Origin of the sequence: Streptomyces sp. V4I2 (genome assembly GCF_030817655.1) — a bacterium.
In the GTDB taxonomy this organism is placed as follows: Bacteria; Actinomycetota; Actinomycetes; order Streptomycetales; family Streptomycetaceae; genus Streptomyces; species Streptomyces plumbiresistens.
This window is the reverse complement of the sequence record NZ_JAUSZM010000003.1, coordinates 2,115,549-2,140,189: the sequence shown is the minus strand read 5'-3', so window position 1 is coordinate 2,140,189 and position 24,641 is coordinate 2,115,549. Positions and strand designations below refer to the sequence as shown.

At 71.0% G+C, this 24,641-nt stretch carries 21 protein-coding genes, 1 tRNA gene and 1 pseudogene; 18 read left to right on the top strand and 5 right to left on the bottom strand.

Features of this window, described 5'->3' with window-relative positions; translation table 11 throughout:
• Nucleotides 1-5 precede the first annotated feature (5 nt).
• Complete coding sequence (locus QFZ76_RS10730; protein ID WP_373464281.1) at nt 6-2,438, bottom strand: SCO7613 C-terminal domain-containing membrane protein; 2,433 nt, start codon at nt 2,436-2,438, stop codon at nt 6-8.
• 66 nt (nt 2,439-2,504) lie between these two features.
• Between QFZ76_RS10730 and QFZ76_RS10725 the strand changes: the two genes are divergently transcribed.
• Together QFZ76_RS10725 and QFZ76_RS10720 are read left to right on the top strand one after the other, a co-directional pair.
• Nucleotides 2,505-2,951, top strand: a complete 447-nt coding sequence (locus tag QFZ76_RS10725) for an SRPBCC family protein (RefSeq protein ID WP_307673503.1) — start codon at nt 2,505-2,507, stop codon at nt 2,949-2,951.
• A 39-nt stretch (nt 2,952-2,990) separates the two neighbouring features.
• Nucleotides 2,991-3,062: transfer RNA gene (locus QFZ76_RS10720), tRNA-Val, on the top strand.
• 59 nt (nt 3,063-3,121) lie between these two features.
• On the opposite strand, the gene QFZ76_RS10715 is transcribed toward QFZ76_RS10720, so the two are convergent.
• On the bottom strand, nt 3,122-3,850 hold the full coding sequence (locus QFZ76_RS10715; protein ID WP_307673502.1) for a 3'-5' exonuclease: 729 nt from the start codon (nt 3,848-3,850) through the stop codon (nt 3,122-3,124).
• A gap of 193 nt (nt 3,851-4,043) precedes the next feature.
• On the opposite strand from QFZ76_RS10715, the gene QFZ76_RS10710 reads away from it, so the two are divergent.
• From QFZ76_RS10710 to thrS, 3 genes are all read left to right on the top strand, one after another.
• Complete coding sequence (locus QFZ76_RS10710) at nt 4,044-4,610, top strand: DUF4365 domain-containing protein (RefSeq protein WP_307673501.1); 567 nt, start codon at nt 4,044-4,046, stop codon at nt 4,608-4,610.
• Nucleotides 4,607-5,842, top strand: coding sequence for a hypothetical protein (locus QFZ76_RS10705; RefSeq protein WP_307673500.1), 1,236 nt, complete (start codon nt 4,607-4,609; stop codon nt 5,840-5,842). Before QFZ76_RS10710 ends, QFZ76_RS10705 begins: the two co-directional genes overlap by 4 nt.
• Before the next feature lie 92 nt (nt 5,843-5,934).
• Nucleotides 5,935-7,911 (top strand): threonine--tRNA ligase, encoded by a 1,977-nt coding sequence (thrS, locus tag QFZ76_RS10700; protein WP_307673499.1) that lies wholly within the window; start codon nt 5,935-5,937, stop codon nt 7,909-7,911.
• A 28-nt stretch (nt 7,912-7,939) separates the two neighbouring features.
• Here thrS and QFZ76_RS10695 read toward each other — a convergent pair whose 3' ends face one another.
• Entirely contained in the window at nt 7,940-8,674 is a 735-nt protein-coding gene (locus QFZ76_RS10695) for a potassium channel family protein (protein ID WP_307673498.1), read from the bottom strand.
• On the opposite strand from QFZ76_RS10695, the gene QFZ76_RS10690 reads away from it, so the two are divergent.
• Nucleotides 8,675-9,235, top strand: a complete 561-nt coding sequence (locus QFZ76_RS10690) for an HIT domain-containing protein (protein WP_307673497.1) — start codon at nt 8,675-8,677, stop codon at nt 9,233-9,235. It abuts the gene before it with no gap.
• A 42-nt stretch (nt 9,236-9,277) separates the two neighbouring features.
• Here the strand turns inward: QFZ76_RS10690 and QFZ76_RS10685 are convergent, their stop codons facing one another.
• Both QFZ76_RS10685 and QFZ76_RS10680 read right to left on the bottom strand, forming a co-directional pair.
• On the bottom strand, nt 9,278-10,939 hold the full coding sequence (locus tag QFZ76_RS10685) for a hypothetical protein (protein ID WP_307673496.1): 1,662 nt from the start codon (nt 10,937-10,939) through the stop codon (nt 9,278-9,280).
• A gap of 208 nt (nt 10,940-11,147) precedes the next feature.
• The gene (locus QFZ76_RS10680; RefSeq protein WP_307679982.1) at nt 11,148-13,346 is read right to left on the bottom strand and encodes an elongation factor G-like protein EF-G2; all 2,199 of its coding nucleotides are present in this window, start codon (nt 13,344-13,346) and stop codon (nt 11,148-11,150) included.
• Nucleotides 13,347-13,622: 276 nt separating this feature from the next.
• Here QFZ76_RS10680 and pgsA point away from each other — a divergent pair, with 276 nt between their 5' ends.
• From pgsA to secD, 12 genes and pseudogenes are all read left to right on the top strand, one after another.
• Nucleotides 13,623-14,372, top strand: coding sequence for a phosphatidylinositol phosphate synthase (pgsA, locus tag QFZ76_RS10675; RefSeq protein ID WP_307679981.1), 750 nt, complete (start codon nt 13,623-13,625; stop codon nt 14,370-14,372).
• On the top strand, nt 14,369-15,289 hold the full coding sequence (locus QFZ76_RS10670; protein ID WP_307673495.1) for a phosphatidylinositol mannoside acyltransferase: 921 nt from the start codon (nt 14,369-14,371) through the stop codon (nt 15,287-15,289). Before pgsA ends, QFZ76_RS10670 begins: the two co-directional genes overlap by 4 nt.
• Complete coding sequence (locus QFZ76_RS10665; RefSeq protein ID WP_307673494.1) at nt 15,286-16,455, top strand: glycosyltransferase family 4 protein; 1,170 nt, start codon at nt 15,286-15,288, stop codon at nt 16,453-16,455. Before QFZ76_RS10670 ends, QFZ76_RS10665 begins: the two co-directional genes overlap by 4 nt.
• Before the next feature lie 185 nt (nt 16,456-16,640).
• Nucleotides 16,641-17,184, top strand: a pseudogene (locus QFZ76_RS10660) (hypothetical protein).
• A gap of 124 nt (nt 17,185-17,308) precedes the next feature.
• Nucleotides 17,309-18,220, top strand: coding sequence for a pyridoxal 5'-phosphate synthase lyase subunit PdxS (pdxS, locus tag QFZ76_RS10655; protein ID WP_307673493.1), 912 nt, complete (start codon nt 17,309-17,311; stop codon nt 18,218-18,220).
• Between the two features lie 40 nt (nt 18,221-18,260).
• On the top strand, nt 18,261-18,869 hold the full coding sequence (gene pdxT, locus QFZ76_RS10650) for a pyridoxal 5'-phosphate synthase glutaminase subunit PdxT (RefSeq protein WP_266442943.1): 609 nt from the start codon (nt 18,261-18,263) through the stop codon (nt 18,867-18,869).
• A 48-nt stretch (nt 18,870-18,917) separates the two neighbouring features.
• The gene (locus QFZ76_RS10645) at nt 18,918-19,670 is read left to right on the top strand and encodes a YebC/PmpR family DNA-binding transcriptional regulator (RefSeq protein WP_307673492.1); all 753 of its coding nucleotides are present in this window, start codon (nt 18,918-18,920) and stop codon (nt 19,668-19,670) included.
• A gap of 138 nt (nt 19,671-19,808) precedes the next feature.
• Nucleotides 19,809-20,339 carry a crossover junction endodeoxyribonuclease RuvC gene (gene ruvC / locus QFZ76_RS10640; RefSeq protein WP_307673491.1) on the top strand — a complete coding sequence of 177 codons (531 nt, stop codon included), beginning with the start codon at nt 19,809-19,811 and terminating at the stop codon, nt 20,337-20,339.
• Entirely contained in the window at nt 20,336-20,941 is a 606-nt protein-coding gene (gene ruvA, locus QFZ76_RS10635; protein ID WP_307673490.1) for a Holliday junction branch migration protein RuvA, read from the top strand. The genes ruvC and ruvA overlap by 4 nt, the downstream gene beginning before the upstream one ends.
• Before the next feature lie 31 nt (nt 20,942-20,972).
• The gene (ruvB, locus tag QFZ76_RS10630) at nt 20,973-22,043 is read left to right on the top strand and encodes a Holliday junction branch migration DNA helicase RuvB (RefSeq protein ID WP_307673489.1); all 1,071 of its coding nucleotides are present in this window, start codon (nt 20,973-20,975) and stop codon (nt 22,041-22,043) included.
• A 164-nt stretch (nt 22,044-22,207) separates the two neighbouring features.
• Entirely contained in the window at nt 22,208-22,729 is a 522-nt protein-coding gene (gene yajC / locus QFZ76_RS10625) for a preprotein translocase subunit YajC (protein ID WP_307673488.1), read from the top strand.
• A 132-nt stretch (nt 22,730-22,861) separates the two neighbouring features.
• The gene (gene secD / locus QFZ76_RS10620; protein WP_307673487.1) at nt 22,862-24,640 is read left to right on the top strand and encodes a protein translocase subunit SecD; all 1,779 of its coding nucleotides are present in this window, start codon (nt 22,862-22,864) and stop codon (nt 24,638-24,640) included.
• Nucleotide 24,641: the final 1 nt, after the last annotated feature.

Here is a 24,641-nt window from a genome sequence, read left to right as displayed (position 1 = left end):
GACGGCTAGTTCATCTTCCCCAGGACCTCCCGCACCCGCCGGACGTCCCGGATGCGCTGCTCGTACGTCGCCCCGAGTGCGAGCAGCAGCAGTCCGGCGAGGGCGGGAGGCACCCAGCGGGGGAGTGCGTCGGTGACCTGGACGAGGTAGGGCGCGAGTTCGTGCAACGCGTCCAGAGCCAGTACCCAGCCGCCGAGCAGGAGCGGGGCCTGGAGGTGGTGCCGGGCGCCCAGCAGGGTGACCAGCAGTGCCGCGACGCCCAGCAGCAGGGGGCGCGTCCAGTGCGCGTCGCCCCAGGCCGCGACCAGGCTCGGCAGCAGGGTGGCGGCGAGGCCGGGGCCGTACGCCGTCCAGGACGACGCCCGCGGGTCGCGGCGCCGGTGCAGGACGCCGAGGAGCAGCGCCGGGACGGTGACCGGGAGCGTGTACGCCTCGGGCGTCTCGATGTCCCAGGCCGCCAGGCGCACCCAGGTGGCCAGTACGAACAGGGCGGCGGCCGCGTAGCCCACGGGGCGGCGGTCCGGGCGGATCGCCGTACCCGCGGCGATCACTCCGCCGAGGGCCAGCACCAGGGCCAGCAGGGGTGGGTCGGCGAGGGCGAGTCCTACGGCGAGCAGCCCGGCGGCGGCCCCGGTCGCTTCGACCGGCACGGTGGCCGGGGCGCTGCCCAGCCGTGCGGCCAGCAGGGCCGCGGCCACGGGGACGGCCAGGACCAGCAGTGCGGTGTGCGACGGCTGCCAGTCCAGGGCGGCGCCGGTCGCGCAGGCGACCGCGGCGGCGTGGGCGAGTGCGGCTGGGGCCGTGACCGGGGCCAGGTGCGAGGGCCACGAGGCCGCCGCGAACAGCGCGGTCAGGACGCAGAGAACGGTGAGCGTCGCGGTCTGCGAGGCGAGGGAGAGGAAGGCGAGGCTGAGAGAGGTGGTGAGGGCGATGACAAGGGCGGTGAGCTGACCGGACGTGAACGGACGGGCCGGCGTTCCGTCCGGCACGGCCGCGCCTCGGCGTGCGTACACCGCCGCCGCGAGCGCCCCGGCTGTCAAGGCCCCATGAGTCACCAGGCTTGTCCAGTACGGGAGTTCGATCACCGCCGGAAGGACCAGCACCCCCGCCCACGTCAGGCCCAGCGCGCCGCGCAGCGCCCGAGGGCGCCAGACCCCGTTCCGGACCGACAGGGCGAGCACGGCCGCGACGACCGCCAGGACGACGGGAACCGTCTGTGCGTGCTGCGGCCACGGCGCGTCGAGCGTCACCGCCGCGCGGGCATCCGACGGTGTGCCGCTCCACACGCGCTCCGCCCATTCGACCGGCGCCACCAGCGCCAGACTGACGACGGGCAGCGTCCACAGCAGGGCCAGCGCCTGTACGGCGCCCGAGGCCCAGGCGAAGCCGTGCCGCACCGCCTCCGGCAGCCGCCCGGCCCGCACCGCGGCCAACAGGGCGATCCCGCAGGCCAGATATACCGGAACCGTCCACACCTCCGACAGCGCAGGACGCGCCACCCCGCCGAACGCGGCGACCACGAGCAGCCCGGCGGCGCCGGCGAGGCCGAGGGCCCGCTTCTCGTCCTGGCTCCGCCACGCCGCGCCCAGCGCGATCGCCGCGCCGAGGAGGAGGAGCGCCGCCGCACGGACGGCGGCGCTCGGGCCGGTCGCTGTCCAGGACAGCAAACCGGCGGTCAGTGCGCCCCAGGTGCCCGCTCCGTACGCGCCGACGGCGGCGAAGACCCGTACGGACCTGGCGGTCGCCCGGAACGCCACAACCGTGTCGAACCCGGCCGTCACCAGGATCGCGGCCGTGACCCCGTAGGGGACGGCATCGGCTGCCAGCGACCAGAGCAGCAGCGGGAGTTGGGCCGAGACCAGGGCGGCGGGGAGGGGCAGACGCAGGTCGCACGTCGCCGGCAGCAGGCCGTACGCGGCCCACAGCACCGCGAGTACGGCCGACGCCACCGCCGCGTACCCCGTGCCGTCCACCCCCGCGAGGGCGGCCTCGTGCAGGGCGTACGCGTCGAGCACCGTCAGCGCGAGCCCGAGGCCCGCCACCGACTCGGCCGTCGAGCGCAGCCCCCGCTTCAGCAGCACCGCCGGCGCCGCGAGCGCGGCCAGCGTGACCGCGCCGAGCACCACGGCCCGCCCGCCGATGCCCAGGTGGCCCCAGCTGACCAGCGTGAACACCATCGCGGCGATGGTGAGCAGGACGCCACCGAGCAGGAGCAGCACGTTCTGGACGCGCGGTGCGGGAGCCTCGGGGCGGGGCGGCGCGACAGGCGCGGGCCACGCCTGCTGCAGGGCCGCGACGAGCCAGGCGCGGCGGGCCAGCAACTGGGCCCGGCGGGCGTCCAGTTGCCACAGCTCGGCATCGAGGAGCCGCAACTCCTCGGCAGGGGGCGGAATGTGCGTCATGCCGACGAGTGTGGTCCGCGTCACGTCGTACGGCATGAGTGCGCGTACTCATGCCGTACTCAAATACGCCTCACCGGGCCCGCACAGGGGCAGACTCCGCTCATGGACTGGACCCGTTACCGCTTCCGCAGCCGGTGGACCCTGCCCGCGTCGCCCGTCGCCGTGTACACGGCGCTGGAGCGAGCCGAGGACTATCCGCGCTGGTGGCGGCAGGTGCGCGAGGTGAACCGGATCGACGCGACGACCGGAGTGATCAGGATCCGTTCCTTCCTGCCGTACGACCTGACCTTCACCGCCCGTGAGGTGCGGCGTGATCCGGCGGCCGGGATCCTGGAGATCGCCATGTCCGGCGACCTGGACGGCTGGGCGCGCTGGACGGTCACCGCGGACGGCACGGGCAGCCTGGCCCGCTACGAGCAGCTGGTCGAGGTGAACAAGCCGCTGCTGCGGCGGTTCGCCGTCCCGGGACGGCCGGTGTTCCGCGCCAACCACTGGCTGATGATGCGGTCCGGGCGGCGCGGTCTCGCCGGCCACCTGGAAGCGGTTTGAAGGAAGGGTGCGGGGACCTGTATTGTTCGGTGCGTTCCCGGGCGATTAGCTCAGTGGGAGAGCGCTTCGTTCACACCGAAGAGGTCACTGGTTCGAACCCAGTATCGCCCACCGGGAAAGCCGGTCCGTCTCAGACGGACCGGTTTTTTTGTTGCCCCTTTTTGTTGCCCCTACGCGGCCGCCGCCGGCAGATCCGGACGCAGTGGCCACGCCGGGTCCACCGCCTCCTCCGTGCCGCTGCGCGCGAACCATGCCTGCAGGCCGCGCGCCTGCGCCGCGTGCCACACCGCCTGCAGGGTGTGCAGTTCGGCCGGGCTCAGGCGCTCCAGCCGGGCCGCGAACCGGCGCCCCACCGCTCGTACGACGTCCATCGCGGCCAGCGCGTCGGCGCCCGCGTCGTGCGCGCCCTCAAGCGAGACGCCGTAGTGCTCACACAGGTCGGTGAGGGTGCGACGGCCCTTGCGGTAGCGGTCCAGATGCTTGTCCAGGACCCGCGGATCGAGCACCAGCAGGGGCGAGGGCTCGAACCAGCGGTCCAGTGACGAGGCACGATGGCGGCGCAACTCCCGGTCCAGGATCGTCAGATCGAACGGCGCGTTCATCACCACCAACGGGCGGCCCACCCTGGCCTGTTCGGCCAGCGCCTCCGCCATCTCGTACATCACCGGAGCCGGCCAGCGGCCGTTGCGCTGCAGATGCTCCTGAGTCAGTCCGTGCACCTCCGTCGCCCCGGCCGGCACCGGCACGCCCGGGTTCACCAGCCACCGCGTCACCCGCGGCCGGGTACCCGGTGCGTCCTGGACGACGACGGCGGCCGACACGATCCGGTCGGACTCGACGTCGACACCCGTGGTTTCCGTGTCGAATGCGGCCAGGGGCCCTTCGTACCAGCACGTCATACCTACACAACCCCTCGTTCACCCACGGCAGCTGACGCCCCGTCGTCTGCCCCCGTTTGGTGATACCCGGGCTGTTTGCGCCGTACGCCGGAAGGACACAACAGGAGTACGGGTCTTTGCAGTTCAGCGGCCCGGCGCGGGATTCACTCTGCCCAGGCGTGGGCATTTCACTTGGCTTGGAAGGCTGTTGGTCATGGCGATAGCCCAGCCCGAGCGGGGCGGGCTGCTGCCCGAACGCACAGGCCCCCAACGCGGCACACTCGCCACCACCGCCTGCATGGAAACCTTGCAGGTGGGCTACTTGCACGCGGTCGCGGCGGCCGCCGGCTGCTCACTGTCCCAGCCCTTTCCGGACAACGGCATCGACTGGCACGTCAGTCACGGCTCACCCGGGCACACCGTCGACGACGAGGTGACCATCAAGGTGCAGCTGAAATGCACGTACCAGGTCCCGCCGAACCCACCCGGCCGCACCTTCTCCTTCACGCTCGACAACGACCACCTGCGCAAGCTCGCCCGCACACCGGTCTCGGTCCACAAGATCCTGGTCGTGATGCTGGTCCCACGGTCACAGGACCAATGGCTGCGCGCCGGCCACGACCGGCTCGACCTCAGGCACTGCTGCTACTGGGTCAACCTCGCCGGCCACGCCATCACCGGCCGGAACCGGACCACCGTGCGCATCCCGACCTCGCGCATCTTCGACGACCGGGCGCTCTGCGAGATCATGACGCGGGTCGGGACGGGAGGCAGACCATGACGCACCGCCCGCTGGAAGAACCACTGCGACCCGTACGACCGCACCCCGTCGACCAGGCCGCCGTCGCCTGGAACCGTTCGCCCGACCCCGCCGAGGTCGACCCCGCCGTGCTCAGCGCCCTGCTGCACCGGCACGGCTGGCGGCGGCGCGGGGGAGCGGCCGGACGCTACGGCCGCTGGACCCCGCCGGGACCGGGCGGCGGCGGCACCAGCCTGCTGGTGCCCGAGAGCCGGGCCTTCCCGGACAGCGAGGACCTGCTGGGCGAGGCGCTCCTCGCGCTGTCCCGGAGCGGAACGCCGTCCGCGCGCGAGGTGCTGGTCTCCCTCGCCGTGCCCAGCGACGAGATCCGCTGGTGGCGCGATGTCCCGACCGGTCCCGCCGGAGCCACCCCCTGGACCGTCGAGGAACAGCTGCGCTCGGCCGCCCGCCAGATGCTGCTCGCCGGATCACTCGCCACGCGCGCGCGTGCGGGCTACTACGGCGCTCGCTACCGGCGCACCGCCGCCGCGTCCCTGGAGAACATCCTCGTCGGCTCCGCATCCGGCGGCCGCCGGCTGACCGCCTTCGTGCCCGTCGGCACCGGCCGCCCGCTCGCCGTACGCCTGCACCAGGCCCTGTACGCCGCCCGCGAGGCCATCGACTACCAGCGGGCCACCGGCGGCATGGACGCCTTCGACGGCGCCGTCGAGGCGGGCGTCAGCCGCGAGCTCACCGAGGCGCTGATCGTCCTCGTGCGCGGTACCGAGGGCGCCCGCATCGGCGTCGAGTGGGCACCGGCGGCCGGGGTCCCCGAAGGGTGCGCGGCACCCGCAGAGGCCGTCGAGTTCTCGCCCGGCGACCTGCCCGTGCTGCGCGAGGCCGGCGCCCGCTATCTGCGCGAGGAACCCTCCGTGCCGGTGCGGATCACCGGCGCGGTGGTCCGGATGCGCAGGTCGGGGCCGCGCGGGGACGGGTCGGTACGGCTGCGGGTGATCGCGGGCGCCGAGATCCCGCACGTGCGGCTGACGCTGGACGAGGAGTCGTACCGGATCGCCGGGCACGCGCACCTCGTCGGACTGCCCGTGCGGGTGCAAGGCCGGCTGGAGAGCCGGGGCGGCTTCCGGCGGCTCACGGGCGCCTCCGGGGTCGTACCCGTGCAGGTCGACGAGGCCGAGCGGGACCGGCTTATGAAGTCGCTCCAGGAGACCGCCGAGATCACGGCCTTCGTCGAGGAGGCCTGCGGCGGGGACTGATTTCGCGGTGGGCGGCCCGGGGTCGGTACGATCGCCTATTGCGCACGCCATAGGTTGTGGGTTGCGCATCCACCTTCAGTCAGGAGAGACCGGTGTCAGACGTCCGTGTGATCATCCAACGCGATTCCGAGCGGGAAGAGCGCACGGTGACGACGGGCACCACGGCCGCCGAGCTCTTCGCCGGCGAGCGCTCGATCATCGCCGCGCGCGTGAGCGGCGAGCTCAAGGACCTCGCGTACGCGCCCGGCGAGGGCGAGGTCGTGGAGCCGGTGGAGATCTCCTCCGAGGACGGCCTGAACATCCTGCGCCACTCCACCGCGCACGTGATGGCGCAGGCTGTGCAGGAGCTCTTCCCCGAGGCCAAGCTGGGCATCGGCCCGCCGGTCAAGGACGGCTTCTACTACGACTTCGACGTCGAGAAGCCGTTCACGCCCGAGGATCTCAAGGCCATCGAGAAGAAGATGCAGGAGATCCAGAAGCGGGGGCAGAGGTTCTCCCGCCGTGTGGTCACCGACGAGGCGGCCCGCGAGGAGCTGGCGTCCGAGCCGTACAAGCTGGAGCTGATCGGCATCAAGGGCTCCGCGTCCACGGACGACGGCGCGGACGTAGAGGTCGGCGCCGGAGAGCTGACGATCTACGACAACCTGGACGCCAAGACCGGTGACCTGTGCTGGAAGGACCTCTGTCGCGGTCCTCACCTGCCCACCACCCGGAACATCCCGGCGTTCAAGCTGATGCGCAACGCCGCCGCCTACTGGCGCGGCAGCGAGAAGAACCCGATGCTCCAGCGGATCTACGGCACCGCCTGGCCGACCAAGGACGAGCTGAAGGCCCACCTCGACTTCCTCGCCGAGGCGGAGAAGCGCGACCACCGCAAGCTGGGCAGCGAGCTCGACCTGTTCTCCATCCCCGAGCAGATCGGCTCCGGCCTCGCCGTCTTCCACCCCAAGGGCGGCATCGTCCGCCGGGTCATGGAGGACTACTCGCGCCGCCGCCACGAGGAGGAGGGCTACGAGTTCGTCTACACCCCGCACGCGACGAAGGGGAAGCTCTTCGAGACCTCGGGCCACCTGGACTGGTACGCCGACGGCATGTACCCGCCCATGCAGCTCGACGAGGGCGTGGACTACTACCTCAAGCCCATGAACTGCCCGATGCACAACCTGATCTTCGACGCGCGCGGTCGTTCGTATCGTGAACTTCCGTTGAGGTTGTTCGAGTTCGGGACCGTGTACCGGTACGAGAAGTCGGGCGTCGTGCACGGCCTGACCCGCGCCCGCGGCTTCACCCAGGACGACGCGCACATCTACTGCACGCGCGAGCAGATGTCCGAGGAGCTCGACAAAACGCTCACCTTCGTCCTCGGCCTGCTGCGGGACTACGGTCTGACCGACTTCTACCTGGAGCTGTCGACCAAGGACCCGGAGAAGTTCGTCGGCTCCGACGAGGTCTGGGAAGAGGCCACTCAGACCCTCCGTGAGGTCGCCGAGAAGCAGGGCCTGCCGCTCGTTCCCGACCCGGGCGGTGCCGCCTTCTACGGGCCGAAGATCTCCGTCCAGACCAAGGACGCGATCGGCCGCACCTGGCAGATGTCGACGATCCAGCTCGACTTCAACCTCCCGGAGCGCTTCGAGCTGGAGTACACGTCCCCCGACGGCTCCAAGCAGCGCCCGGTCATGATCCACCGCGCCCTGTTCGGCTCCATCGAGCGGTTCTTCGCGGTGCTGCTCGAGCACTACGCGGGCGCCTTCCCGGCGTGGCTGGCCCCGGTGCAGGCGGTCGGCATCCCGATCGGGGACGCGCACGTGGAGTACCTGGAGAAGTTCGCCGCCGCGGCGAAGAAGCAGGGGCTGCGGGTCGAGGTCGACTCCTCCTCCGACCGCATGCAGAAGAAGATCCGCAACGCCCAGAAGCAGAAGGTGCCCTTCATGGTCATCGCGGGCGACGAGGACATGTCGGGCGGCTCGGTGTCCTTCCGCTACCGCGACGGCTCGCAGGAGAACGGCATCCCGTTCGACGAGGCCATCGCGAAGATCGCGAAGGTCGTGGAGGAGCGGGCACAGGTCTGATCCCTCGCATGTGAGGCCCCTGGCGAGTTCATCCCGCCGGGGGCCTCTCGTCGTCCTCGTCGGAGAAGACCTGGAGCAGCCAGGAGGCGAAGGTCCCGGTCACGGCGCCGAGCAGGGCCAGCCCGATGGCCATCATCCCGACCGCGATCAGGCGTCCGACCGGGGTGACGGGGACGACGTCGCCGTAGCCGACCGTGGCGAGGGTGGAGCAGGTCCACCACACGGCGTCCCCGAAGGTCCGGATGGTCGCGTCCGGTGCTCCGTGCTCCTGCTGGTAGACGCCGAGGGCACCGGTGAAGCCGAGGAGGAGGGTCGACAGCCCGGCGTAGGCGATGACGCGCGCGTGCAACGCCAGCCGGGGCCGTCCGTGCCGGCGCCGCACCGCCTCGTACACCTTGACGACCCGCAGCGGCCGCAGCAGCGGCAGGATGAGCACCACGGTGTCCAGCAGGTGCGTCCGTACGAAGCGCAGCCGCTGCCGGCTCAGCCGCCAGCGCACCGCGTAGTCGACGGCGAACAGCGCCCAGGCGGCCAGGGTCAGCGCCAGGCAGAGATCGAGCAGGCCTTCGGGCAGATCGCCGGCGAGCACGCGGACCGCGTACGCGGCGAGGAACACCAGCGAGGCCACGGCGAGCGGGACCTCCGCGCGCCGCTCCCAGCGGGCCTTGGGGCTGTCGTCGTCCGGGGCGTCGTCCACCGGCCCAGCTTGGCCCGGGACGCTTTTCCCACAACCCGGCGACACGGCGCGAACGGGCGAAGTCATATGCTGCACTGCATGACGAGTGAGCCGGAGCAGCAGTGGGGCGTGGGGACCCGGGACGCGTTCCAGCGTCTGTGGACGCCCCACCGGATGGCCTACATCCAGGGCGAGAACAAGCCGACCGGCCCCGGTGCCGACGACGGCTGCCCCTTCTGCTCGCTACCGGCCAAGTCCGACGAGGACGGCCTGATCGTCCGGCGCGGTGAGCAGGTCTACGCGGTGCTCAACCTGTACCCGTACAACGGCGGCCACCTGATGGTGGTGCCCTACCGTCACGTGGCCGACTACACGGACCTGACAGACCCGGAGACGGTCGAGCTCGCCGCGCTGACCAAGCAGGCGATGACCGCCCTGCGCACCGCGTCCGGCGCCCACGGCTTCAACATCGGCATGAACCAGGGGTCGGTGGCCGGCGCCGGTATCGCGGCCCACCTCCACCAGCACATCGTTCCGCGCTGGGGCGGGGACACGAACTTCATGCCGGTGGTCGGGCACACGCGGGTGCTGCCGCAGCTGCTCGCGGACACCCGGAAGATGCTGGCGGATGCCTGGCCGACGGTCTGATCGCCGGGCGGGGTGGGGGCTCCTGGGCAGCCCCCACCGCACCTACGCGTCGTAGACGTCCGCCTTCCGCGGTGACGCGTCCTGCACCGCCGTGCTGAGGAACGCCGACCGGTTGCCGAACTTCTCCGTGTTCACGCCGTTCTCCTCCAGGACCCGGATCGCCGCCGCGTGCACGACCCGCAGCACCGGCGTGGCCGCGCGCAGCGCGTCGTCGGCCATGAAGCGGTGCCGCCACGGCCTGTCCGCCCAGGCGTGCCGCAGCCCGAAGGGCTCGGGGAGGGTCAGGGTGCCGCCGAGCCAGTTCAGCAGCGGCGGGTACCAGGTCAGCGGCGCCCGGGCGGCCAGGCGTACCACCTCGTCCGCGTCGACCAGCGGGAGCTTCACCTTCCGGGTCTCCCAGAACTTGAGCGACTTCGCGACTTCCTTCTCCTTGGCCTCCGGCTTCGAGGTGAACAGCGAGTGCACCGGGCCCAGCGCGTGCCCGGTCACCTCGATGCGCAGCGTCTCGTGCAGCACGGTCACCGTGATCATCATGGTGATGACGAGTTGTCCGTCCCACAGCGTCCACTGCACGCCCAGGTAGTGCCGGTCGCCCGCGCCGAACTGCTGCTTGTTGCAGATGTCCTGTATGGCGTGCGTCTTGACCTGGTACGCGTCGACGTCGGTGCCCTCCGGGCGGGACACCGCCTTCGCGTTCTCCCCGACCGGGGTGACGACCCAGTGCCGTACGGACGCTTTCGGGAAGCCGCCGGTGTTCAGCGTGTTCCGCTCCAGCATGCGCAACTGGTCGTGGATGGACCGTATGACGTCCCAGCTGCGGAAGGGATGGATCTCACGGTCCGGATGGCGTGAGACCAGGTCCTCGGCGAGCTGCCAGCTGCCCCAGCGGGTGCCCATGCCGAGGATGCCCTTGGGGCCGGCGTAGAACACGGAGTTGGACTGCTGCTCGGCGCTCAGCTTGGCGAGCGACTGGCGCAGTTGCTCGGCCGCGGTCTCGCGGGGGCTGCTCGGCACCGCCTCGGGGACCTTGGCCCCGACGCTGCTGCCGGACAGCAGGCTGTTCCAGCGGTCCCGGAGGTCCGTCGCGGTGCGTTCGCAGATCTGCTTGGCCCAGAACCAGCCGACCACCGGCATGACGATCGCCGCTCGCGCGTACCAGGCCCAGAAGCCGCCGAACGGCGTGCGCACGAGGAAGATCACTGCGAGGGCGCCGACCCCGACGAGCAGGGCCGTGGCGAGGGCTCCGGCCTGCTTGTTCTCGGTCCTCGCCACGGTGGTGCGGATCTGGAAGACCAGCAGCCAGATGAGGAGCCCGGGCAGGAACAGCAGACCGCACAGCACCATGACGATGGTCAGCAGGTTGTCGCGGTCCCTGCGGATGTTGTTCGCCGCGAGGCAGTGCTCGACCACGACCTGTGGCTCCGCGCCGAAGGACTGGATGAGCGGCTTGCGGCCGGCGCCCAGCATACGGGCGACGACGGCCCCGGAGAAGGCCTCGCCCAGGTTGGGCCGGAAGATCCGCGCCCATTTACGGCCGTCCTTGACAGTCGACTCGTGCCACTCGCTGTTGGCGGCGAGGATGTCCTTGACTTCGTTGTCCCGATAGGCCGCGGAGGCCAGCGCGAACGTCGCCGTCTGGTCTCCGTCACCCGTGCGCGGCACCTGCGGACCGAAGATGTCCGCGTAACCGCTGTCAACGGTCATTCCCGCCCCCGATCGCCGCGACTCCTGCTCATGCGGCCTTCCCGACTTCCTTGCTTCGCACACCTGTTGATCAGGTCATCAGCGTATCCGCAGGCACGGACATCCGTCGGCGGACGCAGAACATCCCATCCCGAAACGCCCAACATGCCGTGGGCGGACGGCCGAAGCCGCCCGCCCACGCGGAGGGGAGCGTTCCGCGAACGTCCAACTACGAAGCGCTGCCCGCCTCTTCACGGACCCTTTCGGCGATCTGCGGAGGCATCGGCTCGTGCCGGACGTACGAGCGGCTGAAGCGGGCCGTGCCGTGGGACAGGGAGCGCAGGTCGACGGCGTACCGCCCGATCTCGATCTCGGGCACCTCCGCGCGCACCAGCGTCCGCCCGCCGCTGGTCTGTTCCGTGCCGAGCACCCGGCCGCGCCGGCCGGACAGGTCGCTCATCACCGCGCCCACGTAGTCGTCGCCGACCAGGACGGTCACCTCGGCCACCGGCTCCAGCAGATGGATCCTGGCGTCGGCCGCCGCCTCCCGCAGTGCCAGCGCGCCGGCCGTCTGGAACGCGGCGTCGGAGGAGTCCACGGAGTGCGCCTTGCCGTCCAGCAGCGTGACCCGGATGTCGAGGAGCGGGTGGCCGGCCGCAACTCCCCTGGCGGCCTGGGCCCTTACGCCCTTCTCGACGGACGGGATGAACTGGCGCGGCACGGCCCCGCCGACGACCTTGTCCACGAACTCGATGCCCGAGCCGCCCGGCAGCGGCTCCACCTCGATCTCGCAGATGGCGTACTGCCCGTGGCCGCCGGACTGCTTCACATGGCGGCCCCGGCCCGCCGACTTCGCCGCGAACGTCTCCCGTAGGGAGACCTTGTGCGGTACGACGTCGACCTGGACGCCGTACCGGTTGCGCAGCCGCTCAAGCGCGACGTCGGCATGTGCTTCGCCCAGGCACCACAGCACCACCTGGTGGGTGTCCTGGTTCTGTTCCAGCCGCATGGTCGGGTCCTCGGCGACCAGCCGGGACAGGCCCTGCGAGAGCTTGTCCTCGTCCGCCTTGCTGTGCGCCTGGATGGCGAGCGGCAGCAGCGGGTCGGGCATCTCCCACGGCTCCATGAGCAGCGGGTCGTTCTTGGCCGAGAGGGTGTCCCCGGTCTCCGCGCGGCCGAGTTTCGCCACGCACGCGAGGTCTCCGGCGATGCAGCGGGTGAGCACCCGCTGCTGTTTGCCGAACGGGGCGGACAGCGCGCCGATCCGCTCGTCGACGTCGTGATCCTCGTGCCCCCGGTCGGCGAGACCGTGGCCGGAGACGTGCACGGTCTCGTCCGGGTGCAGGGTGCCCGAGAAGACCCGCACCAGGGAGACCCGGCCGACGTACGGGTCGGACGACGTCTTCACGACCTCCGCGACCAGCGGCCCGTCCGGGTCGCACAGCTTCAGCTCACGCGGCTTTCCGTCGACCGTGGTGACTCTCGGTGCCTCGCGCTCCAGGGGGGTCGGGAAGCCGCGGGTGATCAGTTCGAGGAGCTCGACCGTGCCGAGCCCCTGCCGGGCGCCCTCGGCCGCGGGAGCGGCGGCCAGGACCGGGAAGAAGACCCCGCGCGCGACGGCCCGCTCCAGGTCCTCGATCAGCGTCTTGACGTCGATCTGCTCGCCGCCGAGATAGCGGTCCATCAGGGTCTCGTCCTCGCTCTCCGAGATGATCCCCTCGATCAGCCGGTTGCGGGCCTCCTCGATCAGCGGCAGCTGGTCCTCGCCCGGCTCCGACTCCTTGCGCTCCCCGGACGAGTAGTCGAACAGCTGCTGCGACAGCAGCCCGATCAACCCGGTCACGGGCGCGTGCCCGTCCGGGGCCGGCGGGCCGTGCAGCGGCAGATACAGGGGCAGAACGGCGTCGGGGTCGTCGCCGCCGAAGGCCTCCGCGCAGATCCGCGTCATGTCCTCGAAGTTCGCCCGGGCGGACTCCAGGTGTGTGACGACGATCGCCCTCGGCATGCCGACGGCCGCGCACTCCTCCCACACCATGCGCGTCGAGCCGTCCACCCCGTCGGAGGCCGAGACGACGAAGAGGGCCGCGTCCGCCGCTCGCAGACCGGCCCTCAGTTCTCCGACGAAGTCGGCGTATCCGGGGGTGTCGAGAAGATTGATCTTGTACCCGTCCCATTCGACGGGGACCAGGGAGAGCTGCACCGAGCGTTGCTGCCGATGCTCGATCTCGTCGTAGTCGGAGACGGTGCCGCCGTCCTCCACGCGGCCCGCCCGGTTCACCGCTCCCGTCGCTAGTGCGAGAGCCTCCACCAATGTCGTCTTGCCCGATCCGGAGTGGCCGACCAGCACCACATTCCGTACGGACGCGGGTTGGTCGGCCGCCGTTGCCCTGCCGGCGGCTCCGGGGTGTGCGTTCGCCTTGTCGCCCATGGCCTTGCCTCCCGTGCACGGTGAGGTCACTGTGGGCGCGGACACGCGGACCCTCCCCCGGACTTCGTCCGGGGGCACCCCCAGCGGTGGCGGCTCCGGCGACGCCCGCGGTGTTCTTCGAGCTTTCCACTCCCGTCACGGTGCGTCCATACGGCGGACGCGATCCCGCCGCTCGGCCATGACACGGGCCACGAGATCCCGCCGTGACCCGGACGTCGTCGGGCCGTGACACGGGCTGACGGTCCCGGACACCGCCCACACGCGCGCGTGGCTACGATGGGCCAGCCGGTGGCCAGCAGGGGCCGCTCGGCCACACCGAACCTCGGGAAGGCCATGCTGAACAAGTACGCGCGTGCATTCTTCACGCGTGTCCTCACACCGTTCGCCGCGTTTCTCATCCGGCGGGGCGTCAGCCCCGACACGGTGACCCTCCTCGGCACCGCCGGTGTGGTCGCGGGCGCGCTGGTCTTCTATCCCATGGGCGAGTTCTTCTGGGGCACGGTCGTGATCACGTTGTTCGTGTTCTCCGACCTCGTCGACGGGAACATGGCCCGCCAGCTGGGCCGCACCAGCCGCTGGGGCGCCTTCCTGGACTCCACGCTCGACCGGGTCGCCGACGGCGCCGTCTTCGGCGGCTTCGCCCTCTGGTACGCCGGACACGGCGACGACAACGTCCTGTGCGCCGTCTCGATCTTCTGCCTGGCCAGCGGCCAGGTGGTGTCGTACACCAAGGCCCGCGGCGAGTCGATCGGCCTCCCGGTCGCCGTCAACGGACTCGTCGAGCGCGCCGAACGCCTGGTGATCGCCCTGGTCCTGGCCGGGCTCGCGGGCCTGCACAAGTTCGGCGTACCCGGTATCCAGTACCTGCTGCCGATCGCCCTGTGGATCGTGGCCGTCGGCAGCCTGGTCACGCTGATCCAGCGGGTGGTCACGGTCCGCCGCGAATCCGCCGAGGCGGAGGCGGCAGCCGCCCAGGAACAGCAGCAGGAGAAGCCGGAGACCCAGGGGAGCGAGGCGGCGAAGTGAGCGCCCAGGAGCGGGTCACCGACGCGCTGTACGGCCTCGGCTGGGGCGTGGTCAAGAAGCTCCCCGAGCCGGTCGCCGTGCGCCTGGGCCGCAGCATCGCCGACCTCGCCTGGAAGCGGCGCGGCAAGGGCGTCCAGCGGCTGGAGAGCAACTACGCGCGCGTGGTGCCCGACGCGAGCCCCGAACGCCTCGCCGAGCTCTCGCGGGCCGGCATGCGCTCGTATCTGCGCTACTGGATGGAGTCCTTCCGGCTCCCCGCCTGGAGCGCCGAGCGCGTCAGGAACGGCTTCGAGGCCAAGGACCTGCACCACCTCACCGACGGCCTCGCGGCCGGCAAGGGCGTCGTCCTCGCGCTGCCGCACATGGCCAACTGGGATCTGGCCGGCGCCTGGGTCACCACCACGCTGAACACGCCGTTCACCACGGTCGCCGAACGCCTCAAGCCGGAGACGCTCTACGACCGTTTCGTCGCCTACCGCGAGGGCCTCGGCATGGAGGTCCTGCCGCACAGCGGCGGCACCGCCTTCGGCACGCTGGCCCGGCGACTGCGCGACGGCGGCCTGGTCTGCCTGGTCGCCGAGCGGGACCTGTCCTCCTCCGGCGTCGAGGTCGAGTTCTTCGGCGAGACCACCCGGATCCCGGCCGGCCCGGCGCTGCTCGCCCAGCAGACCGGCGCGCTGCTGCTGCCGGTCACGCTCTGGTACGACAACTCGCCCGTCATGAAGGGCCGGGTGCATCCCCCGATCGAGGTCCACGAGACAGGTACGCGGGCCGAGAAGACGTCTGTCATGGCACAGGCGCTGGCCGATGCCTTCGCCACCGGGATCGCCGACCATCCGGAGGACTGGCACATGCTGCAGCGTTTGTGGCTCAAGGATCTCGACCCCGCGCGTTCGCCCTCCGGGGGGACCGCGTGAGGATCGGCATCGTCTGCCCGTACTCCTGGGACGTGCCCGGTGGCGTCCAGTTCCACATCCGCGATCTCGCCGAGTACTTCATCCGCCTCGGCCACGAGGTGTCCGTCCTCGCCCCGGCCGACGACGACACCCCGCTGCCGCCGTACGTCGTCTCGGCCGGCCGCGCGGTGCCGGTGCCGTACAACGGCTCGGTGGCCCGGCTGAACTTCGGCTTCCTGTCGGCGGCGCGGGTGCGGCGCTGGCTGCACGACGGCGAGTTCGACGTCATCCACATCCACGAGCCGGCCTCGCCCTCCCTCGGCCTGCTGGCGTGCTGGGCCGCGCAGGGCCCGATCGTCGCCACCTTCCACACCTCGAACCCGCGCTCCCGGGCCATGGTCGCCGCGTACTCGATCCTCCAGGCCGCCCTGGAGAAGATCAGCGCGCGGATCGCCGTGAGCGAGTACGCCCGTCGCACGCTCGTCGAACACCTCGGCGGTGACGCGGTGGTGATCCCGAACGGGGTCGACGTCGACTTCTTCGTCAGGGCCGAGCCCAATCCCGAGTGGCAGGGCGACACGATCGGCTTCATCGGCCGCATCGACGAGCCTCGCAAGGGGCTGCCGGTGCTGATGAAGGCCCTGCCGAAGATCCTCGCCGAGCGCCCGCAGACCCGGCTGCTCGTCGCCGGGCGCGGCGACGAGGAGGAGGCCGTCGAGTCGCTGCCGGCCGAGCTCCGTCCGCGCGTCGAGTTCCTCGGCATGGTCAGCGACGAGGACAAGGCCCGTCTGCTGCGCAGTGTCGACCTGTACGTCGCTCCCAACACCGGCGGCGAGAGCTTCGGGATCATCCTGGTCGAGGCGATGTCGGCTGGGGCCCCGGTGCTCGCCTCGGACCTGGACGCCTTCGCACAGGTGCTGGACCGGGGCGCGGCGGGCGAGTTGTTCGCCAACGAGGACGCGGACGCGCTCGCCACGGCCGCCGTACGACTGCTCGGGGACCCGGCACGGCTGGCGGAGCTGCGTGAGCGCGGCAGCGCGCACGTACGGCGGTTCGACTGGTCCACGGTCGGCGCGGACATCCTGTCCGTGTACGAGACGGTGACGTCCGGCACGGCGGCGGTCGCCGCGGCCTACGACGAGCGGGCGACGGGGTTGCGGGCGCGGTTGGGGCTGGCGCGGGACTGACGCGTCCTTGGAGCGCATCTGTCATCGCCGGTCCAGGCCATCTCAGCCCGTCCGGCGTTTGAGGACGAGGCCCCTTCAGGGCCGAAGCGGGGGTCTGGGGGCGGCAGCCCCCAGCCACGCCGCCACCAACGCCCCGCACGACACCCCGCCAAGCCCAGCGGAGCGCACCGGTAGCCTTGCCGCCCGTGACCGCAACCCTGATCTGGATCCTTGTCGCGCTGGTCGCGATCGGCGCTCTACCTGAGCTGGACGGCCGGACGGCTCGACCGGCTGCACGCCCGCATCGACGCCTCGCGCGCCGGGCTCGACGCCCAGCTGCTGCGCCGCGCCTCGGTGGCCCAGGAACTGGCCACCTCCGGAGTGCTCGACCCGGCCGCCTCGATCGTCCTGTACGAGGCGGCGCACGCCGCCCGGCAGGCCGAGGAGGAGCAGCGGGAGGTCGCCGAGAGCGAGCTGAGTCAGGCGTTGCGAGCCGTGTTCGCCGAGCCGCAGCAGGTGGAGGCGGTTCGGGAGGCGCCCGGGGGAGAGCAGGCCACCCGGGAGCTGACCGAGGCGGTGCGCAGGGTGCCGATGGCCCGGCGCTTCCACAACGACTCCGTACGGGCGGCCCGGGCGCTGCGCCGGCATCGCAAGGTGCGCTGGTTCCGGCTGGCGGGACACGCGCCGTTCCCGCTGGCGTTCGAGATGGACGACGAGCCGCCGGCGGCACTGGCCGATCGCCCGGCGTAAGCCAGTCTCGTCGGCCCGTGGCCGGAAAACGATCCACCGCCTCTGCATTGGCCCTTGCTGTGGACTGTTCCGGTCACGTTTCCTCGGTGCTGCAGATCCCTCTTTCACTTCAGCGAGGTCACCCGTGTCCAGCACGCTCTCCGAGAACCAGACCCCCGAGACCGGCACCGCGCGCGTGAAGCGCGGCATGGCCGAGCAGCTCAAGGGCGGTGTGATCATGGACGTCGTCAACGCCGAGCAGGCGAAGATCGCCGAGGACGCGGGCGCCGTCGCCGTCATGGCCCTGGAGCGCGTGCCCGCCGACATCCGCAAGGACGGCGGCGTGGCCCGGATGTCCGACCCCACCATGATCGAAGAGATCATCGAGGCCGTCTCGATCCCGGTCATGGCCAAGTCCCGCATCGGCCACTTCGTCGAGGCCCAGGTCCTGCAGTCCCTCGGCGTCGACTACATCGACGAGTCCGAGGTCCTCACCCCGGCCGACGAGGTCAACCACTCCGACAAGTGGGCGTTCACCACCCCCTTCGTCTGCGGTGCCACCAACCTGGGCGAGGCCCTGCGCCGCATCGCCGAGGGCGCCGCGATGATCCGCTCCAAGGGCGAGGCCGGCACCGGCAACGTCGTCGAGGCGGTCCGCCACCTGCGCCAGATCAAGAACGAGATCGCCCGCCTGCGCGGCTACGACAACAACGAGCTGTACGCCGCCGCCAAGGAGCTGCGCGCCCCGTACGAGATCGTCAAGGAGGTCGCCGAGCTCGGCAAGCTCCCGGTCGTGCTGTTCTCCGCCGGTGGCGTCGCCACCCCCGCCGACGCCGCGCTCATGCGCCAGCTCGGTGCCGAGGGCGTCTTCGTCGGCTCGGGCATCTTCAAGTCCGGCGACCCGGCCAAGCGCGCCGCCGCCATCGTGAAGGCGACCACCTTCTACGACGACCCGAAGATCATCGCGGACGCGTCCCGCAACCTCGGCGAGGCCATGGTCGGCATCAACTGCGACACCCTCCCCGAGACCGAGCGCTACGCCAACCGCGGCTGGTAAGTCACCCTCTGAGGACAGGACAGGACAGGACTGCACTTACATGACTGACGCATCTGTCATAGGCGTCCTGGCTCTCCAGGGCGACGTACGGGAGCACCTCATCGCCCTGGCCGCGGCCGACGCCGTGGCCAGGCCGGTGCGGCGCCCCGAGGAGCTCGCCGAGGTGGACGGCCTCGTCATTCCCGGCGGCGAGTCCACCACCATCTCCAAGCTGGCCGTCCTGTTCGGCGTGATGGAGCCGCTCCGCGCGCGCGTGCGGGACGGTATGCCGGTGTACGGCAGCTGCGCCGGCATGATCATGCTCGCCGACAAGATCCTCGACCCGCGCTCGGGCCAGGAGACCATCGGCGGCATCGACATGATCGTGCGCCGCAACGCCTTCGGACGTCAGAACGAATCCTTCGAAGCCGCGATAGACGTGCGTGGCATTGCGGGCGATCCTGTGGAGGGCGTCTTCATCCGCGCCCCCTGGGTCGAGTCCGTGGGTGCCGAGACCGAGGTGCTCGCCGAGCACGAGGGCCACATCGTCGCGGTCCGCCAGGGCAACGCACTCGCCACGTCGTTCCACCCGGAACTGACCGGCGACCACCGCGTGCACTCCCTGTTCGTCGACATGGTGCGCGCGAACCGGGCAGCGGAGTCCTTGTAGGATCTCTGGCGTTCGTACGGAGTTGGGTTACGCGAAGGAGACAGGCAGATGTCCGGCCACTCTAAATGGGCTACGACGAAGCACAAGAAGGCCGTGATCGACGCCAAACGCGGCAAGCTCTTCGCGAAGCTGATCAAGAACATCGAGGTCGCGGCCCGGATGGGCGGCGTCGACATCGAGGGCAACCCGACTCTCTACGACGCCATCCAGAAGGCGAAGAAGTCGTCGGTCCCGAACAAGAACATCGACTCCGCGGTCAAGCGCGGCGGCGGTCTCGAGGCCGGTGGCGCCGACTACGAGACGATCATGTACGAGGGTTACGGCCCGAACGGTGTCGCGGTGCTCATCGAGTGCCTCACCGACAACCGCAACCGCGCCGCCTCCGACGTCCGCGTCGCCATGACCCGCAACGGCGGCTCCATGGCCGACCCGGGCTCGGTGTCGTACCTCTTCAACCGCAAGGGCGTCGTCATCGTCCCCAAGGGCGAGCTCGGCGAGGACGACGTGCTCGGCGCCGTCCTGGACGCGGGCGCCGAGGAGGTCAACGACCTCGGTGAGTCCTTCGAGGTCATCAGCGAGGCCACCGACCTGGTCGCGGTCCGCACCTCCCTCCAGGACGCCGGCATCGACTACGACTCCGCCGACGCCAACTTCGTCCCGACCATGCAGGTCGAGCTGGACGAGGAGGGCGCCAAGAAGATCTTCAAGCTGATCGACGCGCTCGAGGACAGCGACGACGTGCAGAACGTCTTCGCCAACTTCGACGTCAGCGACGAGGTCATGGAGAAGGTCGACGCGTAACGCTGCCGCGCGCGGAACGGTCTCAACGGGCCGACGGGACACGCCCCGTCGGCCCGTCGCTTTGCCGGTGTTGCCGGCAGCCGTTGTCGGTGGCACCCGATAGCCTGCACAAACAGGCGATCGAAGGAGGGGGCGCGGGTGCGCGTACTCGGGGTGGACCCCGGACTCACGCGGTGCGGAGTCGGTGTGGTCGAGGGGGTCGCGGGCCGGCCGCTCACCATGCTCGGCGTCGGTGTCGTACGGACACCGGCGGACGCCGAGTTGGGGCAGCGCCTCGTCGCCATCGAGCAGGGCATCGAGCAGTGGCTGGACGAGCACCGGCCCCAATGCGTCGCCGTGGAGCGGGTGTTCAGCCAGCACAACGTCCGTACGGTGATGGGCACCGCCCAGGCCAGCGCCGTCGCCATGCTGTGCGCCACCCGCCGCGGCATCCCCGTCGTCCTGCACACCCCGAGCGAGGTCAAGGCCGCCGTCACGGGCAGCGGACGTGCCGACAAGGCCCAGGTCGGCGCCATGGTCACCCGCCTGCTGCGGCTCGACGCGCCGCCGAAGCCCGCCGACGCCGCCGACGCCCTCGCGCTCGCCATCTGCCACATCTGGCGCGCCCCCGCCCAGAACCGACTCCAGCAGGCCGTCGCCCTGCACGCATCGAAAGGCCGTACGGCATGATCGCCTTCGTCAGCGGTCCGGTCGCCGCCCTCGCCCCCGACTCCGCGGTGGTCGAGGTGGGCGGGATCGGCATCGCCGTCCAGTGCACGCCGAACACGCTCTCCGGGCTGCGCATGGGCCAGCAGACCAAACTGGCCACGTCCCTCGTGGTCCGCGAGGACTCGCTGACCCTGTACGGCTTCGCGGACGACGACGAGCGGCAGACCTTCGAGCTGCTGCAGACCGCGAGCGGCGTCGGCCCGAGACTCGCCCAGGCGATGCTCGCCGTGCACTCCCCGGACACCCTGCGCCGGGCCGTCTCCACCGGCGACGAGAAGACGCTGATCGCCGTCCCCGGCATCGGCAAGAAGGGCGCCCAGAAGCTGCTCCTGGAGCTGAAGGACCGCCTCGGCGAGCCGGTCGGCGCGCCCGCCATCGGTACGGCGGTCACCTCCGGCTGGCGCGACCAGCTGCACGCCGCCCTGATCGGCCTCGGTTACGCGACCCGCGAGGCCGACGAAGCGGTGTCCGCGGTGGCACCCCAGGCCGAGGCCGCCGAGGGCGCGCCGCAGGTCGGTCAGCTCCTCAGGGCGGCCCTGCAGACCCTGAACCGCGCCCGCTGACCGACCTGCGCCACCCAGCTAGGAGATCTCAGTGAACTGGGACGACACGACCGACACCCCCGCCGCCGAGCGGCTGGTGGACTCTGTCGCCGACCGTGAGGACCAGGCCGTCGAGGCCGCCCTGCGTCCCAAGGACCTGGGCGAGTTCATCGGCCAGGAGAAGGTCCGCGAACAGCTCGACCTCGTCCTGCGCGCCGCACGCGCGCGGGGCGCCACCGCCGACCACGTGCTGCTCTCCGGTGCCCCCGGCCTCGGCAAGACCACCCTGTCGATGATCATCGCGGCCGAGATGAACGCCCCGATCCGCATCACCAGCGGCCCCGCGATCCAGCACGCCGGCGATCTCGCCGCGATCCTCTCCTCCCTCCAGGAGGGCGAGGTCCTCTTCCTCGACGAGATCCACCGCATGTCCCGGCCCGCCGAGGAGATGCTCTACATGGCGATGGAGGACTACCGCGTCGACGTCATCGTCGGCAAGGGCCCCGGCGCCACCGCCATCCCCCTCGAACTGCCCCCCTTCACCCTGGTCGGCGCCACCACGCGCGCGGGTCTGCTGCCGCCCCCGCTGCGCGACCGCTTCGGCTTCACCGCGCACATGGAGTTCTACGAGCCCGTGGAGCTGGAGCGCGTCATCCACCGCTCGGCGAACCTGCTCGACGTGGAGATCGAGGCCGACGGCGCCGCCGAGATCGCCGGCCGTTCCCGGGGCACGCCCCGTATCGCCAACCGTCTGCTGCGCCGCGTGCGCGACTACGCCCAGGTCAAGGCCGACGGCCTGATCACGCGCGACATCGCCAAGGCGGCCCTCGCGGTCTACGAGGTCGACGACCGCGGGCTGGACCGTCTCGACCGCGCGGTGCTGGAGGCGCTGCTGAAGCTGTTCGGCGGCGGCCCGGTCGGCCTGTCGACGCTCGCCGTCGCCGTGGGGGAGGAGCGCGAGACCGTGGAGGAGGTCGCCGAACCGTTCCTCGTACGGGAGGGCCTGCTCGCCCGGACCCCGCGCGGACGGGTCGGCACGCCCGCCGCCTGGGCGCATCTGGGCCTCACCCCGCCCCGCTCCACGGCCACCGGAAACGGACAAGGGGACCTGTTCGGGGCGTGACGGCGAAGGTGCTGGCCGGGTCAGGAACCCTGGTGCCATGCTGAGCGTTGTTCCTTGCGCGCGGACTCGCTTAGACTCCGCCGATGCCGCCTTTGTCGGCGGTGTACATACCCCCAACCATCAGGCCGCTCACCATCGCGGTCACGTGAAGGAAGTACCGACCCGTGAGTCTCGTGACCCTCCTCCCGTTCATCGTGCTCATCGGGGCCATGTTCCTGATGACCCGCTCGGCCAAGCGGAAGCAACAGCAGGCCGCGCAGATGCGGAACGACATCCAGCCCGGCAGCGGCGTCCGCACCATCGGGGGCATGTACGCGACGGTCAAGGAAGTCAATGAGGACACGGTCCTCGTCGATGCCGGTCCGGGCGTCGAGCTTCTCTTCGCGAAGAACGCCATCGGCTCCGTCCTCTCGGACGACGAGTACAACCGCATCGTCCACGGCGTCGAGCACGACCTGAAGTCCGACTCCGACGTCGTCCCGGACGACGCCTCCTCCCTCACCGAGACCGACGAGCCCGCCGCCGACGCTTCCGACGACAAGCCCGTCGACCTCGGCAAGAAGGACACGGCCGAGGAGCCCGCCGAGACCCCGGCCGACACCGAGGCCGAGGCCGAGGCCGAGGCCGCCGAGGCGAAGACGGACGAGGAGCCGAAGAAGACCGACGGCGACTCCGAGGCGAAGTAACCGCATTCCGGGGCGCGTGGGCCGCCTCCGCGCGCCCCGGAACGTGCACAGCTCGCACGGGATCCCGACACCATGTCATGGCCGCCCGCCCGCCGATCCGGCGCGAGGCGGCCCGAGAGGGAGTACGAGAAGGTGGCAGCACCTAAGAAGGGCCGGAGCGCGAGTGCCCAGAGCAAGCCATGGCGCTCGCTGGCCCTCATCCTGATCGCCATCGTGGCGCTCACCGGAGGAATGTTCCTCTCCGGGCACACCACTCCGCGTCTCGGCATCGACCTTGCCGGTGGTACGAGCATCACGCTCCGGGCGGTCCCCGAGGCCGGCCAGGAATCCGCGATCAACAAGACCAACATGGACACCGCGGTCGACATCATGAACCGCCGTGTCAACGGTCTTGGCGTCTCGGAGGCCGAGGTTCAGACCCAGGGCGAGCGGAACATCATCGTCAACATCCCCAAGGGTACGAACTCCGAGGAGGCCCAGAAGCAGGTCGGCACCACCGCCAAGCTGTACTTCCGGCCGGTCATCGCCACCGAGGTCTCGGGCGCCGCCGCTACGGCCAGCCCGTCGCCGAGCGCCTCCAGCAGCGCGTCGGGCAGCGACAAGGCCACGGACAAGGCGACCTCGTCGTCCTCTCCCTCCAGCTCCACCACCCCGTCGGCGACGTCCACCTCGCAGGGCCGCGCGCTCACCGACGCCCTGAAGGCCGACCCCACGCCGTCGACGAGCGCCTCGGCCTCCGCGAGTGCCTCCGCCTCCCCGTCCGCGAGCAGCAGCGACTCCAGCGCGGCGGCCACCAAGCTCGAGGCCCAGTACGCCGCCCTCGACTGCACCGACGCGACGGCCCGTGCCAAGGCCGGTGACGGCGCCAAGCCCGCCGACTCCACCGTGGCCTGCGGCCAGAACTCGCAGGGCCAGTGGCAGAAGTACGTCCTGGGCCCGGCCGAGGTCGACGGCACCGACGTGGACGAGGCAAAGGCCGTCCTCAATACGACGACCGGCGCCGGCTGGACCGTCACCATGGACTTCACGGACGGCGGCGCCAAGAAGTTCGGCGACATCACCGGCAAACTGGCCCAGAACCAGTCCCCGCAGAACCAGTTCGCCATCGTCCTCGACGGCGACGTGGTCTCCGACCCGTCCGTCAGCCAGGCGCTGACCGGCGGCAGCGCGGAGATCTCCGGCAACTTCAACCAGGAGTCGGCCCAGAGCCTCGCCAACATGCTGTCGTACGGCGCCCTGCCGCTGACCTTCAAGGAGGACAGCGTCACCACGGTGACCGCCGCGCTCGGTGGCGAGCAGCTGAAGGCCGGTCTGATCGCCGGAGCCATCGGCCTCGCCCTGGTCGTCATCTACCTGGTGGCCTACTACCGCGGCCTGGCACTCATCGCCGTCGCCTCGCTGCTGATCTCCGCGGCCCTCACCTACGTGATCATGGCGCTGCTCGGCCCGGGCATCGGCTTCGCGCTCAACCTCCCGGCCGTGTGTGGTGCCATCGTCGCGATCGGCATCACAGCGGACTCGTTCATCGTGTACTTCGAACGCGTCCGGGACGAGATCCGCGAGGGCCGCACACTGCGCCCCGCCGTCGAGCGGGCCTGGCCGCGCGCCCGGCGCACCATCCTGGTCTCCGACTTCGTGTCGTTCCTCGCCGCGGCGGTGCTCTTCATCGTCACCGTCGGCAAGGTCCAGGGCTTCGCCTTCACGCTCGGCCTGACCACCCTCCTCGACGTGGTGGTGGTCTTCCTGTTCACCAAGCCGCTGCTGACGCTCGTCGCGCGCAGCAAGTTCTTCTCGAGCGGTCACAGCTGGTCCGGCCTCGACCCCAAGCGGCTGGGCGCCAAGCCCCCGCTGCGCCGAACCCGCCGTCCCGTCCAGCCTGCCGCCGGCCCTGTCGACCCGAAGGAGGCGTGAG